The sequence below is a fragment of the Microbulbifer sp. CAU 1566 genome, from assembly GCF_023156515.1.
GTDB lineage: Bacteria > Pseudomonadota > Gammaproteobacteria > Pseudomonadales > Cellvibrionaceae > Microbulbifer.
In genome coordinates, this window is the sequence record NZ_JALNMG010000008.1 from 42,184 (window position 1) to 55,655 (window position 13,472).

The 13,472-nt window shown below is 58.9% G+C and carries 10 protein-coding genes; 4 read left to right on the forward strand and 6 right to left on the reverse strand.

Annotation, left to right across the window (positions count from 1 at the left end):
• Nucleotides 1-50 precede the first annotated feature (50 nt).
• A complete protein-coding gene (locus M0G74_RS17290) occupies nucleotides 51-1,973 on the reverse strand; it encodes a PrkA family serine protein kinase (protein ID WP_160151480.1) in 1,923 nt (640 codons plus the stop codon).
• A 395-nt stretch (nucleotides 1,974-2,368) separates the two neighbouring features.
• Here M0G74_RS17290 and galE point away from each other — a divergent pair, with 395 nt between their 5' ends.
• A complete protein-coding gene (gene galE, locus M0G74_RS17295) occupies nucleotides 2,369-3,394 on the forward strand; it encodes a UDP-glucose 4-epimerase GalE (protein ID WP_248219956.1) in 1,026 nt (341 codons plus the stop codon).
• A 308-nt stretch (nucleotides 3,395-3,702) separates the two neighbouring features.
• The gene (locus tag M0G74_RS17300; RefSeq protein WP_248219958.1) at nucleotides 3,703-4,503 is read left to right on the forward strand and encodes a CPBP family intramembrane glutamic endopeptidase; all 801 of its coding nucleotides are present in this window, start codon (nucleotides 3,703-3,705) and stop codon (nucleotides 4,501-4,503) included.
• A 33-nt stretch (nucleotides 4,504-4,536) separates the two neighbouring features.
• Here the strand turns inward: M0G74_RS17300 and M0G74_RS17305 are convergent, their stop codons facing one another.
• From M0G74_RS17305 to M0G74_RS17325, 5 genes are read right to left on the reverse strand one after another with little or no spacing between them, the layout of a single operon-like run.
• The gene (locus M0G74_RS17305; protein ID WP_248219961.1) at nucleotides 4,537-5,361 is read right to left on the reverse strand and encodes a symmetrical bis(5'-nucleosyl)-tetraphosphatase; all 825 of its coding nucleotides are present in this window, start codon (nucleotides 5,359-5,361) and stop codon (nucleotides 4,537-4,539) included.
• Between the two features lie 13 nt (nucleotides 5,362-5,374).
• Nucleotides 5,375-6,196: a 16S rRNA (adenine(1518)-N(6)/adenine(1519)-N(6))-dimethyltransferase RsmA gene (gene rsmA, locus M0G74_RS17310; protein WP_248219962.1), complete on the reverse strand. Its 822-nt coding sequence runs from the start codon at nucleotides 6,194-6,196 to the stop codon at nucleotides 5,375-5,377.
• Nucleotides 6,197-6,247: 51 nt separating this feature from the next.
• Nucleotides 6,248-7,249: a 4-hydroxythreonine-4-phosphate dehydrogenase PdxA gene (pdxA, locus tag M0G74_RS17315; RefSeq protein WP_248219964.1), complete on the reverse strand. Its 1,002-nt coding sequence runs from the start codon at nucleotides 7,247-7,249 to the stop codon at nucleotides 6,248-6,250.
• A gap of 6 nt (nucleotides 7,250-7,255) precedes the next feature.
• Nucleotides 7,256-8,623, reverse strand: a complete 1,368-nt coding sequence (locus M0G74_RS17320) for a peptidylprolyl isomerase (RefSeq protein ID WP_248219966.1) — start codon at nucleotides 8,621-8,623, stop codon at nucleotides 7,256-7,258.
• Entirely contained in the window at nucleotides 8,623-11,238 is a 2,616-nt protein-coding gene (locus M0G74_RS17325) for an LPS-assembly protein LptD (RefSeq protein WP_248219968.1), read from the reverse strand. Before M0G74_RS17325 ends, M0G74_RS17320 begins: the two co-directional genes overlap by 1 nt.
• A 375-nt stretch (nucleotides 11,239-11,613) precedes the next feature.
• Here M0G74_RS17325 and M0G74_RS17330 point away from each other — a divergent pair, with 375 nt between their 5' ends.
• Both M0G74_RS17330 and murU read left to right on the forward strand, forming a co-directional pair.
• On the forward strand, nucleotides 11,614-12,723 hold the full coding sequence (locus tag M0G74_RS17330; protein ID WP_248219971.1) for a phosphotransferase: 1,110 nt from the start codon (nucleotides 11,614-11,616) through the stop codon (nucleotides 12,721-12,723).
• A 7-nt stretch (nucleotides 12,724-12,730) separates the two neighbouring features.
• A complete protein-coding gene (murU, locus tag M0G74_RS17335) occupies nucleotides 12,731-13,423 on the forward strand; it encodes an N-acetylmuramate alpha-1-phosphate uridylyltransferase MurU (RefSeq protein ID WP_248219974.1) in 693 nt (230 codons plus the stop codon).
• Nucleotides 13,424-13,472: the final 49 nt, after the last annotated feature.

Genomic DNA, 13,472 nt, shown 5'->3' on the forward strand with positions numbered 1-13,472 from the left:
AGTGGCAGGGCAATCACCGTAAGACTTCGAGACGCTAAACCGCTCTGAACTTACTGCGATTTACGTACTCGCAGGTACCACTCGGAAAGCAGGCGAACCTGTTTCTCGGTATAGCCGCGCTCTACCATGCGGTCGACGAAGTCTGCATGTTTTTTCTGATCGTCCGCCGATGCCTTGGTGTTGAACGAAATTACTGGTAGCAAGTCCTCGGTGTTAGAGAACATTTTCTTCTCGATGACAGCGCGCAGTTTTTCGTAGGAGCGCCAGTCCGGGTTCTTGCCCTGGTTGCCGGCGCGGGCGCGCAGGACAAAGTTGACGATCTCATTGCGGAAGTCTTTCGGATTGGAAATGCCTGCCGGTTTTTCGGTTTTCTCCAGCTCCTCGTTCAGGGCTGCACGATCGAGGATTTCGCCCGTTTCCGGATCGCGGTATTCCTGATCCTGAATCCAGAAGTCCGCATAAGTCACGTAGCGGTCGAACAAGTTCTGACCGTACTCGGCATAGGATTCCAGATAAGCGGTCTGGATTTCCTTGCCGATAAACTCCACATAGCGCGGTGCCAAGTACTCCTTGATAAATCCCAGGTAGTTTTCCTGCACTTCCGGCGGGAACTGTTCCTGTTCAATCTGCTGTTCCAGTACATACAGCAGGTGCACCGGGTTGGCGGCCACCTCGGTGGCATCGAAGTTGAAAACCTTGGACAGTATCTTGAAGGCGAAGCGGGTAGACAGGCCGTTCATGCCTTCGTCCACACCGGCATTGTCGCGGTATTCCTGAATGGTTTTGGCTTTGGGGTCTGTGTCTTTCAGGTTCTCACCGTCGTAGACCCGCATTTTGGAAAAGACACTGGAGTTGTCCGGATTTTTGACCCGGGACAGCACCGAGAACTGGGCCAGCATGCGCAGTGTATCGGGGGCGCAGGGAGCCTTCGACAGCGAGCTGTGTTCCAGCAGTTTGTCGTAAATTTTGATTTCTTCTTTCACCCGCAGGCAGTAGGGCACCTTGACGATATAAATACGGTCGAGGAAAGCTTCATTGTTGCGGTTGTTGCGGAAGGACTGCCATTCGGACTCGTTGGAGTGGGCCAGGATTACCCCGTTGAAGGGGATGGCGCCGAGGCCTTCGGTACTGTTGTAGTTGCCTTCCTGGGTGGCGGTCAGCAGTGGATGCAGCACTTTGATCGGTGCCTTGAACATCTCCACGAATTCCATCATGCCCTGGTTGGAGCGGCACAGGCTGCCGGAGAAGCTGTAGGCATCCGGGTCGTTCTGCGGGAAATCTTCCAGCTTGCGGATATCGACCTTGCCCACCAGTGCGGAAATGTCCTGGTTGTTTTCGTCGCCCGGTTCGGTTTTGGCAATGCTGATCTGGTCGAGAATCGAGGGGCGAATTTTCACGACCTTGAATTTGCTGATATCGCCCTTGTACTCGTGCAGCCGTTTTACCGCCCAGGGGGACATGATGGTGTTCACGTAGCGGCGTGGAATACCGTAATCCTCTTCAAGGATCTGGCCATCCTCGGTGGGCGAGAACAGAGCCAGCGGTGACTCAAACACCGGTGAGCCCTTGATGGCATAAATCGGGATCTGTTCCATCAGCGCCTTGAGGCGCTCGGCGAGGGAAGATTTACCGCCGCCGACCGGGCCGAGCAGATACAGGATCTGTTTCTTCTCTTCCAGCCCCTGGGCCGCGTGACGGAAGAAGGAGACGATCTGTTCGATGGCCTCTTCCATTCCATAAAATTCATTGAACGCTTTGTAGCGCTTGATCACTTTGTTGGAAAAGATGCGCGACAGTCGCGGATCACGGGAGGTGTCCACCAGCTCGGCTTCGCCAATCGCCATCAGCATGCGCTCTGCGGGAGAGGCATAGGCACTGCGGTCGTTTTTGCACAGCTCCAGGTACTCCTGGATGGTGAGTTCTTCCTCCTGAATCGACTCGTAGCGTTCCAGGTAGTGATTGAATATCGACATGGTGTACGACTCCCTGTAGCGTACCGCGTCAGTAACCGGCCTCCTGCCGTGGAGTGCCTACCGCGCTGCAGCGTAGTGATGACCGCGAATACTTCTCGCAACGAATGCTGAAGAGCGCTGACGCGCGAGAACGCTATCTTTATTACCTATTGATTGCGCGACGGTGCTGCTGTCGCAACAGGGGGACTGCTATCAGTTCCCGCACTTTCAGGATAGCCACCGCTGTGGCTTTCAATGGGGGAAGGGCTCAAGATGGGTAGATTCTGGCGTCAGTTTTGCGAAAGCCGTTTACGGCGTAAAATGCCTCATTTGCTTTTAACGCCCTCTGGGTAGCCAGCTGGCCCCGTTAAAAGCAGTGAATATCGCGACAAGAATACGACCATAAAAGGAAGATCATGAAAATTCTGGTAACCGGTGGCGCTGGCTATATTGGCAGTCACACTTGTGTGGAGCTTCTCGAGGCGGGGTTTGAGCCGGTTGTGGTGGACAACCTGTGCAACAGCAGCGAAGAGGCTCTGCAGCGGGTTGAGGCCATCACCGGCAAAACGGTGCCTTTCCACAAGGTGGATATCGCCGACGCCGAGGGATTGCGGGAAATATTTCGCCAGTACTCCGTCAGTGCCGTGATCCACTTTGCGGGGCTCAAGGCCGTGGGGGAATCCGTTTCCCAGCCTCTGCGCTATTACCAGAACAATGTTGCAGGCACTCTCACGCTGTGCGAAGTGATGGAAGAGTTTGGCGTGCGCCAGCTGATCTTCAGCTCTTCGGCCACCGTCTACGGCGATCCCGCCACTGTGCCCATCCGCGAAGACTTTCCCACCGGTGCGACCAATCCCTATGGCGCCAGCAAGCTGATGGTGGAAGATATGCTGCAGGACCTGTGCAAGGCACCCGGCAGCCAGTGGAAAATCAGCCTGCTGCGCTACTTCAACCCCATCGGTGCCCACGAGAGCGGCACCATCGGCGAAGACCCCGCCGGTATACCCAATAACCTGCTGCCCTACGTTGCGCAGGTGGCGGTGGGGCGCCTGCCACAACTGCAGGTTTTCGGCGACGACTACCCGACCCCGGACGGCACCGGTGTGCGCGATTATATCCACGTGGTCGACCTGGCCCGCGGCCATCTGGCGGCGCTCAGTAAGCTGCAGAAAGCGGAGACCGAGGCCGGCTGTTACACCTATAACCTCGGCACCGGTCGCGGCAGCTCGGTATTGGAAATCGTCCGTGCTTTTGCCGAGTCTTCTGGCAAAGAAATTCCCTTCAATATTGTTCCGCGCCGTCCCGGCGATATTGCCGAATGCTACGCGGATCCAGCGTACGCGGAGAGTGAGCTGGGATGGAAAGCAGAGTTCGATCTCAAGCGCATGGTGGCCGACACCTGGCGTTGGCAGTCGCAAAATCCCAACGGTTACGCGGAGTAAGTCGGTTGCGAATGCGCGGGCACTACACTTCGGAATAAACGGGCCTTCGGGCCCGTTTTTTATGTGTGTCACCGTTGGGTATACCCTTGGGGACAGGGCGCGAATTGACAGGCCTTTCCGGGATCGCGGTGTAATAGCCTGTAATGTCGGACTCTTGATTTGGAAGGCGATTCGCATAACTATTTCGCACAACAAGTTCGTATATCTATGCGCCAGTATCTTTGCCGGCTTGGGTAATCGGTCCGCAGCAAGCGAATAGATAGCGAATTCATAGATAGAATCGTAAATCGACATGGAAAGGAAACCTTATGGAACCCACTGCTGTACCACCCGCTGCCGGGCTACTGGACGAAACCCCGTCATCGCCTGAGCCCGTGGCCGGACCAAACCCCTGGCGAGCGGCCGGCTGGTTGCTGGTTTTTGCGCTGCTGAATCTGGTCGCCGTGTTTCTGTATGTCGGTGGCTACGGTGGTTACCTCGGTGCACAGCTGGGCGCTCAGGGCGAGGCGGTGGACCCGGTGGCGATACAGGCCCAGGTGATGGAGCATATGGGGACAGCATCGGCGATGGCGGGGATGTATCTGGCCCAGTTTGCGCTGATTTTGCCGGTGTTATTGCTGGTCGCTCGGTTCAAAACCCAGACCGCGGGACAGACGTTGGGGGTTCGCTCATTTCCGCAGAAACTGGCGTTGCCCTGGGTGGGCCTGCTGGTGGTATTTCTTGCGGTGCAGGCGGTCGTGGTTCAGGTGTTCGATGTCGAGCAAGGCGAGTTCATGCATATGCTCGCGGGCAGCAAACATCTGTTGCTGGCACTGGTATTGGTGTTTGCAGCACCGCTGCTGGAGGAGCTGGTGTTCCGCGGATATCTGTTTCGCGCCTGGAGAAATACCCGCCTCGGGTTCAGCGGTACTCTACTGCTGACCTCTACACTGTTTACCCTGTTGCACTGGGGGCAGTACAACGTGATCCAGCTGAGTTTCATCTTCGCTCTGGCGCTGCTTCTTGGATTCGCCCGCGAGAAAAGTGGCTCGGTGCTGCTGCCGATGTTGCTGCACCTGTGCAATAACCTGGTGGCGGCGGTAGCGGTGCTTTATCTCGGTATTTTGTGACCCTGCTGACACCGACAAAAGTGCCGCGCGGGGTTAAAAAGTGCAATCCGCACAGAAGAATGCCTCGTCTTCCAGTCGTAGGGCGGTGAGATAGCCGCCCCACACGCAGCCGGTATCCAGGGCATACACATTTTTGGTGTGTGCCTCCCCCTCCAGGGCCGCCCAGTGCCCAAAGATTACCCGGTCGTTTTTGGTTTTGCGGTTTGCATAGCTGAACCAGGGCTTGTAGTCGTGGTGTGCCGCCAGTGGCCCCTGTTTGGTGATCAGGTCCAGGGTGCCATCCGCTTTGCAGAAGCGCATACGGGTAAAGTAATTGGTGATGGAGCGCAGCCGTTCGACACCGATCAGGTGATCGTTCCACAGGTGTGGTTCGTTGCCGTACATGCCAAAGAAAAAGGCCTCCGCCATGGCGGGATCCTGCAGTGCCTGATGCACCTCCCCCGCCAATTCCAGTGCCTTGCTCATGCTCCACATAGGGGGAATACCTGCGTGCACCATGGAGAAGTACTTGTCGTTGACTTTCTTGTGCACCATCAGCGGCTGCTTTTGCAGCCAGCTCAGCAGTTTGTCTGCATCCTTGGCTCGCAGGACTTCCGCGAGGTCGTGTTCTTTATCCGTCAGCCGTTTGGCGCCGTGAGCAATGGCCAGCAGGTGCAGGTCGTGGTTGCCGAGTACTGCGGTAATCTGCTTGCGGTGTTCGTACAGGAAGCGCAGGGTGCCGAGGCTGTCCGGCCCCCGGTGCACCATATCGCCGGCGAGCCACAGTTTGTCCTTGTCCGGGTTGAAGTGGACCTTTTTCAGCAGTCGCTGGAATGGCTCGAGGCAGCCCTGGATATCGCCGATTGCGTAAGTTGCCAATGCTCTGCCCCGTTTACTGCGCTGGCTTCTGGGTCGTATTCAGGTTGCCGCAAAAATCTGCCAGCTCTACATACTCCTTCACGCTCAGCGTTTCCGGGCGACGGCTGGTATCCACCGGCAGCTGGTCAGGATCCAGGTCCGGGAACAGGGGTTTGAGTGCGTTGCGCAGGGTCTTACGGCGCTGCTGGAAGGCGACGCTGACGATGCGTTCCAGCAGCTGTTCATCCTTCGCCGGGTACGGCAGTGCCTGGTGCGGCACCAGGCGCACGATGGCGGAGTCCACCTTTGGGGCTGGCCGGAAAGATTGCGGTGGTACCGGAAAGAGCCCCTGCACCCGGCAGTAGTACTGGGTCATGACGCTGAGGCGCCCGTAGGACTTCACGCCCGGTACCGCGCTAAGGCGATCCACCACCTCTTTCTGCAGCATAAAGTGCATGTCCTGCACTTTGCCGCGGAAGCTCAGCAGGTGGAACAGTAGTGGGGTGGAAATGTTGTAGGGCAGGTTGCCGACGATCCGCAGCTGTTCACCTTCGCCGGAGGCCAGGCTGCCAAAATCAAACTTCAGGGCATCTTTTTCGATGATGGTGAAGTCCGGGTAATCGCGGAATTTGAATTCCAGCATCGGGATCAAGTCGCGATCCAGCTCCACCGCCGTCAGCGACGGGCAGCGGGCCAGCAGCAGTGCGGTGATGGCGCCCTGGCCTGGGCCAATCTCGACCAGCTTGTCGGTCTCTTTGGGGCCTATGGCGCGCACTATGCGCTCGATGATGTTCTCGTCTACAAGAAAGTTCTGGCCGAAGCGCTTGCGGGCTTTGTGCTGGAAAAAATTGTCCATGAATTCGTGTTCGATTGTTTGGGTAATTCGGGTGATAGTGCGCCTGAACGTTTAAATCTGGCGCAGCTTCACCAGCTCGATGGCCTGGCTCAGGGCAGCAATGACGCTGCCGGTGTCGGCAATGCCTGTGCCCGCAATATTGAGTGCGGTGCCGTGATCCACGGAGGTGCGGATAAAAGGCAGTCCCAGGGTGATATTGATCGCGCGGCCGAATCCCTTGAATTTTAACACTGGCAGGCCCTGATCGTGGTACATGGCCAATACGGCGTCACAGCGCGCCAGTTGCGGCGGTGTGAACAGGGTGTCGGCGGGCAGCGGGCCGATCAGGTTGAGGCCGAGCGCGCGCAGGGTGTCCAGGGCGGGCTCGATCACGTCAATCTCTTCCCGGCCCAGATGTCCGCCTTCGCCGGCATGGGGATTTAGCCCGCAAACACCGATACGTGGCTGCTCGATGCGGAACTGCTGCTGCAGGCTGCGGTGCAGAATGGTCAGGACCTGTTGCAGGGATTCCCCCTGGATCGCATCGCTGACATCCTTTAGCGGCAAATGGGTAGTGGCCAGTGCTACCCGCAGGTCTTCGGCGGCGAGCATCATTACCACCTTGTCTACCCCGGCCTGCTCCGCAAAAAACTCGGTGTGACCGCTGAAGGGCACGCCGGCATCGTTGATCACACCCTTGTGTACCGGGCCTGTGACAATGGCATCGAAGGTGCGGTTTATACAGCCATCCGCGGCGCGGCGCAGGGTTTCCAGCACATAGGGCCCGTTGGCCGCATTGAGTTGCCCGGGTGCGGCGGTTTCCGCCAGAGATACCGGAAGAAGGTGCAGGCTGTCGGCCGGGGTGGCTTCTGCCGCGAGGTCAGGCTGGAAGGGCAGCAGTTGCAGAGTCTTGCCCTGGCGGGCGGCTTCCTGCTGCAGTAGATCCGGGTCAGCAATGGCGACAAGTTGCGCAGCGGCAATGTCGGGGGTGCGCGCGGAGCAGGCCAGTTTGACCGCCAGCTCCGGGCCTATCCCGGCGGGTTCGCCGGGGGTGAAGGCAATGCGAGGAATCATTGACCGTTACTGTTCTTCGGTTTTTTCAGTACTGTCGGCCGCGGCGGGGTCTTTCAGCTCTGGCAGTTTGATTTCCACAAAAGCCTGGTCGCGGATTTCCTGGCGCCAGTTCTGCAACTCTTCCTCATAGCGGCGGTTGCGCAGCAGGTTGGCGGCCTGGTTGCGGATGTACTGGTCGGTCATATCCTGCTGACGGCGGCCTTCTACCTGCAGCAGGTGCCAGCCGAACTGGCTGCGGAAGGGCATGCTCATTTCACCGGCGGGGGTGTTGTTCATCGCCTGGGTGAATTCGGGCACAAACTGGCCGGGGTTGGACCAGCCCAGATCACCGCCCTGCAGCATGGTGCCGATGTCTTCGGAGTTGTCTCTGGCGGCATCTTCAAACTTGAGGTCGCCGGCTTCGATTTTGCCACGCAGGTCCATCAGCAGTTTGTAGGCGGCATCGTCGTCGCGGATGGCGGAGGTTTTCACCAGGATGTGGCGTACCTTGGTCTGCTCTACCACCTGCTCGGTAGCGCCGCGCTGCTCGTGGATCTTGAGCAAGTGGAAACCGGCGTCGCTGCGGAAGGGCTTGGTGGTGTCGCCTACCTTGAGGCCCTCGAGCGCATCGGCGAACAGAGTGGGCAGTTCCACGGTCTTGCGCCAGCCCAGGTCACCGCCCTGCAGGGCGTTCTGGCCGGAAGAATTGGAGATGGCCAGGGCGCGGAAGTCTTCGCCACCGTTGGACTTTTCATAAATGGATTCCGCCTTGGCGCGGGCTGCGGCCACTTCTTCCGCCGGCGCACTGGAGCCCACCGCAATCAGGATATGCCCGAGCTGGTACTGGGGCGACTTCCAGAACTCGCCCTCTTTGGAGCGCAGGAAGTTGTTGATGTCCTGGTCGGTGATCTGGATCCGGCGGCTGACACTGCCCTGTTCCACCCGGCGGATGATCAGCTCCTGGCGAATCTGCTGGCGGAAGGCATTGTTGGAGATGCCGTCGGCCTCCAGCTTGCGCTGAAACTGCTCCGGACTGGCCCCCATATTCTGCTGTACCCGGGCAATGGCCTGATCCAGTTCTTCGTCGGAAATGGTGACGCCGGCGCGGGCGCCCATCTGCAGTTGCAGGCGCTCGACGATCAACTGCTCCAGTACCTGGCGGCGCAGGATGTCGATCGGTGGTGCCTGTACATTCTGCGCGGCGATCTGCGCGGTGATGGTGTTCATGCGCTGCTGCAGCTCGCTGGCCATGACCACGTCGTCGTCGACCACCGCGACAACGCGGTCGAGCTTCTGTACCTGGGCCAGGGCGGGCATGGCCAGGGCACAACAGGCAAGGGCAGCCAGGGCCAGCAGGCCACGGCGGGGGGCGTTGAACATTTGCATTATTGTCATCACTGTTTCAGTACTTCTCTCTGTTCAAAGTTGGCAATGCCCTGGCTGAGCATACGGGTGACGGAACCGCCGAGGCCGGCCAGGCCTTTCAACTGCAGTTCAATATAGATGCCTTCGTCAAATTCCAGCTCTTCGGGAGGAACGACATCGGCCAGGTCATTGTCCAGTTCGCGGCGCCACAGCACCCGGGTGCGGTAGCAGCATGTGTCGTATTCGAGTCCTGCGAGGTACTCCAGTTCCCGATCAAAGGTGAAATCGTAGTTGGCCCGGGCCAGAAGGGAAAGGCGCGCATTGATCGGCCAGGCGGCGGAAATGTCGCCCTGTTTCACCGGCCCGCGGATCAGGAAGCTGTTGGTTTCGTCAAATACTTCCTCATTGCGCAGGTAGCGATAGCTGACGTTAAACAGACGAAAATCTTCATCGAAGTAGCGCAGGGTGACGCTGCCGCGGTCGACCACGTGGTCGGAGTCGTCGTAAATAACCTCGCTGCTGATGCGCAGGTCATTGGTGGGGCGGCTTTCCAGGCGCGCCGCGAATTCGGAACGGGGAGCGTCTTCGATAAAGTCCCGCAGTTCAACGCGGTCGCTTTCCGAATAAAACACCTGGCCCGCGCTGGCGGTGAACAGATCCCGGCCACTGGCGGGGTCCACAAAGCGCGTGGTCAGGCCGAAGGCGGCGCGGTCGGCGTCGTCGATGCGGTCATTACCGTTAAAGCGGCTGCTGCGGAACAGTTGGTCGTAGCTGAAGGTGAACAGCGAGGTATCGAACAGCAGGTTGTTGCTTTGGGCGTCAATGTCCGGGGTGTCACTGACGCCCAGGAATTGCTCCTGGTCGGCATCACTGCTGGCCAGCAGGAACAGGTGCGGCTCCAGAGTCTGCACATAGTCGAAGCCGAATAATTGGCTGTCGCGCTCGAAAAACAGGCCGGTGTCCAATGAAACCTGGCCGGCAGAGGTCTCGGGCGTGTTCTGGGTGGGATCCGTCAGAAAGGTCTTGTCGAGATCGTAGCCCAGGTAAATACCGGTGACCCGGGGGGTGAAAAAGCCCCACAGCCACTGCTTGTCCCAGCCGAAGCTGTATTCCATGTGCGCGCGGCGCGCATTGATGAAATTGGCGGTAATGGTTCTCTCGCTGTTGGGATCATTGGTGTCGGCAATGAACCTGATGGTCTGGGCTTCCGCGTGGTCGAAGCTGGTGACCTCGTTCTGCATCAGCAGTTGCCAGTCGCCCCATTTGTAGTTGCCGTCCACATTCAGGCGGGGCAGCTGGCTGTATGCGTCAAAGCGGTCCTTCACCAGCTGCTGGTACTCCTGGGCCCGCAGGCTGGCGCTCCAGTGCTCGGTGGTCAGGCGGGCCTCGGCAGTTTGGTTGAGTGCAGTCTCTGCAGAGGCGCGCACATTGTCCCGTACCTTGATATTGGCGGTGTCCAGGTCGCGGAAATAGTCGGCGTCGCTGACCTTGGTGTAGTCGATATTGGTCCGCCAGATACCGCCATTGCCGCCCTGCTGTTCCAGGTTGACCAGCCAGCGGTCCTCGCCCTTGGCGGGCAGTACCAGGTCTTCCGGAAAGCCGTCATTGATCAGCTTCTTGGCCTCGTCGTCATTGCCGCCCTTGTCGTCAGGCAGGCCGGCGAGGCGCATTTCGGTATTGAACCAGGAACTCAGGTGGCGGGTTTCCAGCTCCAGTCCGGTGCCGCGATACTGGATATAGCGCGGGGTGATGGTGGCATCCATCTGCGGCGCAATGTTCCAGTAATAGGGCACGGCGATATCCCAGCCGTTGTCTTCGTCATTGCTGATACTGGGGAAGAGGAAGCCCGACATGCGATCGGTACCCACCGGAAAACGCAGGTAGGGGAAGTAAAATACCGGCACGTCGGCAATTTCCAGGCGCACATTGCGCGCGGTGCCCTGGCGCTCCACATTGTCGATGGTGATCTCGCCGCCGGTCATTCGCCAGAAAACGTTGTCCGGTTCACAGCGGGTGTAGTTGCCTTCCGTCAGAATCAGCTCCCCGCTGGCCTCGCGGGATGCGTGGCGGGCAGAGCCGTGGACAAATTCGTCGTGGACTACATAGGTGGCGTCTTCGATAGAGGCCGCTTTACTGTCGGTGTGTATCTCTGCCGCCTTGCCGCGCACCAGCAGGCTGGGCTCGCGCATTTCGATGGCGCCGCTCAGATAGGCCGTACTTTCTTCGCGGTTGACATCCACCTGATCCGCGAACAGCTGGCGGTTACCCTGGGTAATGTGGACCTTGCCCCGTAACTGGGCGGTGCCGTCTTCCAGCCAGTCGGAGCTGTCGGCGGTGGCGCGCAGTGGCGCTTCTTCCGGCAGCATGTCGGCATTGGGGTAGTTGCGCACCGGTTCGATAAACATGCCGCCGCAAACCGGCCCCAGTTGCTCGCGTGTCAGTGGATCTAGCTGGCTCTTGGGGAACCAGTCGAGATACAGGTAGGGATTGTCTTCCGGTTGCGGCACAGTATCTTCGGCTTCCGCCGCAGTGGTTGCCTGAGCCCACAGGGGCTGGGCGGCGAGCAGGCCGAAAGCGAGAGTGCGCGGGCGTGATAATTGTCCAATGGCCAGCGCGAGACGGCGCCAGCGGGAAGCTTCCAGCATCGAGTGATTTGTTCCGGCTATCTTTAGAGTCTGTTCCGTTGGCGAGATTGCGCGATCCATATCGCGATTGCGCAGCCTGAACGCCCGGGTATCCAGTTCATGTGACAACGTTTATGCAACGTTTGTGGCATTGATTGTGCCATCAATTGTGACAATGACTGGAATTTCAGGCAGCGCCGGCAGGGCTGATGCGCAAAAATCAGCGGTCGATTCTACTTGAATGGCCGTGACCATGGAAACAATAGCGGGTGAACCGCGCCGCCAGCGCAGTTACAATGCGCAGTTTTTAGGCGGTCAGCGAGCAACCGCGCCGGAAAGTTGTCGTAAGTTATCGAAAGTTGTCGAAAAAAGTTGTCGAGTGAAAGCAGGTAACGGATGAATGAATGTGTAAACCCGGTTCCCGATGAGCGCCGCGAGCAGCTGCGCCAGTGGGCCGCCCGTGCCCTGCAGTCTGGCCACGAAGGCCTGCAAGTCGCGCCGCTTGAGAGCACCCTCGGGCTGAAGCCGCTGTCCGGAGATGCCGGCTTCCGCCGTTACTTCCGCACCGATACCAGCCCCTCGCTGATCGCGGTGGATTCGCCGCCGAGTAAAACCAACGTCAACCGCTTCGTAGCGCTTGCCGACTACCTGCGCCGCAATGGCATTCATACGCCACTGGTCATCGCCGCGGATATCGAACACGGCTATATGCTGCTCGAAGATCTGGGGGATACCCAGCTGCTGCGGGAGCTGAACCCCGACAGCGTCTCCGGCCTCTACGCCGAAGTCATGAATGAATTGCTGTGCCTGCAGCAGATCCAGCGCGCCGAAGGCATGTTCCCTCCATACAACCGCGAATTGCTGCACATGGAAATGCGCCTGCTGCCGGAGTGGCTGATCGGCAAACTGCTGGGGCGTGAACTGAGCGAGCAGGAAAATCAGTTGCTGGAGCGTACCTTTGCGCACCTGCTGGACAGCGCCTGCGCCCAGCCTCAGGTACTGGTGCACCGCGACTACCACAGTCGCAACCTGATGATTCGCGACGGCGAACGCCCCGGTGTGGTGGACTTCCAGGACGCTGTCTGGGGGCCTGTCACCTACGACCTCGCATCCCTCCTGAAAGACTGCTACATCCGCTGGCCCCGCGAACAGGTAGAAAACTGGACCCTGGCCTACGCCTCCAGCGCCATGGACGCCGGCGTCATCCCCGAAGTTGCCCCGGCGACCTTTCTGCGCTGGTTCGACTGGATCGGCCTGCAGCGCCACTTCAAAGTGCTCGGCCTCTTCCCACGCCTCTACCTGCGCGACGGCAAACACGGTTATCTGCCGGACCTGCCACTGGTGATCCGCTATACCCTGGAAGTGTGTGATCGATATGACGAAATGCAGCCCTTCGGCCAGTGGTTCCGCACTGAAATCCTACCGTTGATCGAGCAACAGGACTGGTATCGCGACTACCACACCGCCGGCGAGCGGAGCGCTGTCGAAACGGAACTGCCTCAGTGATTGCACAATGACTAGCAACCAACAACCGCCTGTCGCCATGCTCCTCGCCGCCGGATTCGGCAAACGCATGCGTCCGCTCACCGACTACACGCCCAAACCGTTGATTCCGGTTCTCGGCAAGCCGTTGATCGAATACGCCATCGAGCGTCTCGCCGGCGCCGGTGTGAAAAAAGTGGTCATCAACCTTGCCCATCTCGGCAGCCAGATCCGCGACCACCTGGGTAGCGGCGACGACTGGGGTGTGGAAATCCAGTACTCGGAAGAGCACGATCCCCTGGAAACCGCTGGCGGTATCACCAAAGCCCTTCCTTTACTTGGTAGCGAGCCATTTCTGGTGGTCAACGGCGATGTCTGGTGTGACTTTGACTTCTCCGGCTGGATCGCCAATCCACTAGCTGCAAGCGTCCCCGGACGCCTGCTGATGGTGCCCAACCCGCCCCACAACCCCGAGGGGGATTTCGGAATCGAAAACGGCCTGCTCTCCGGCACCGCCAAGCCCAGATTCACTTTCGCCGGAATCAGCTACCTGCGCCCCGAGATTCTCACCAGCTACCCGAATGCGCGCGAACGCTACGGCCTGGGCGAAGTATTCGCCCACAACGAAGACAAAATGCAGGCGGAAGTCTATGAAGGCGACTGGTGCGATGTGGGCACCCCGGAAAGATTGAACAACCTGGAAGAACGATTGCGAGCTGAATAATGGCTAAGCCTGAAGAAATGTATGGGCTTACGAAGTACGAAAACCAGAA

What these genes read in the sequence shown, in the direction of transcription:
- murU (WP_248219974.1), top strand. Translation starts at nt 12,731, where the DNA reads ATGACTAGCAACCAACAACCGCCTGTCGCCATGCTCCTCGCCGCCGGA.
- M0G74_RS17290 (WP_160151480.1), bottom strand. Translation starts at nt 1,973, where the DNA reads ATGTCGATATTCAATCACTACCTGGAACGCTACGAGTCGATTCAGGAG.
- galE (WP_248219956.1), top strand. Translation starts at nt 2,369, where the DNA reads ATGAAAATTCTGGTAACCGGTGGCGCTGGCTATATTGGCAGTCACACT.
- pdxA (WP_248219964.1), bottom strand. Translation starts at nt 7,249, where the DNA reads ATGATTCCTCGCATTGCCTTCACCCCCGGCGAACCCGCCGGGATAGGC.
- M0G74_RS17325 (WP_248219968.1), bottom strand. Translation starts at nt 11,238, where the DNA reads ATGCTGGAAGCTTCCCGCTGGCGCCGTCTCGCGCTGGCCATTGGACAA.
- M0G74_RS17330 (WP_248219971.1), top strand. Translation starts at nt 11,614, where the DNA reads ATGAATGAATGTGTAAACCCGGTTCCCGATGAGCGCCGCGAGCAGCTG.
- M0G74_RS17320 (WP_248219966.1), bottom strand. Translation starts at nt 8,623, where the DNA reads ATGACAATAATGCAAATGTTCAACGCCCCCCGCCGTGGCCTGCTGGCC.
- rsmA (WP_248219962.1), bottom strand. Translation starts at nt 6,196, where the DNA reads ATGGACAATTTTTTCCAGCACAAAGCCCGCAAGCGCTTCGGCCAGAAC.
- M0G74_RS17300 (WP_248219958.1), top strand. Translation starts at nt 3,703, where the DNA reads ATGGAACCCACTGCTGTACCACCCGCTGCCGGGCTACTGGACGAAACC.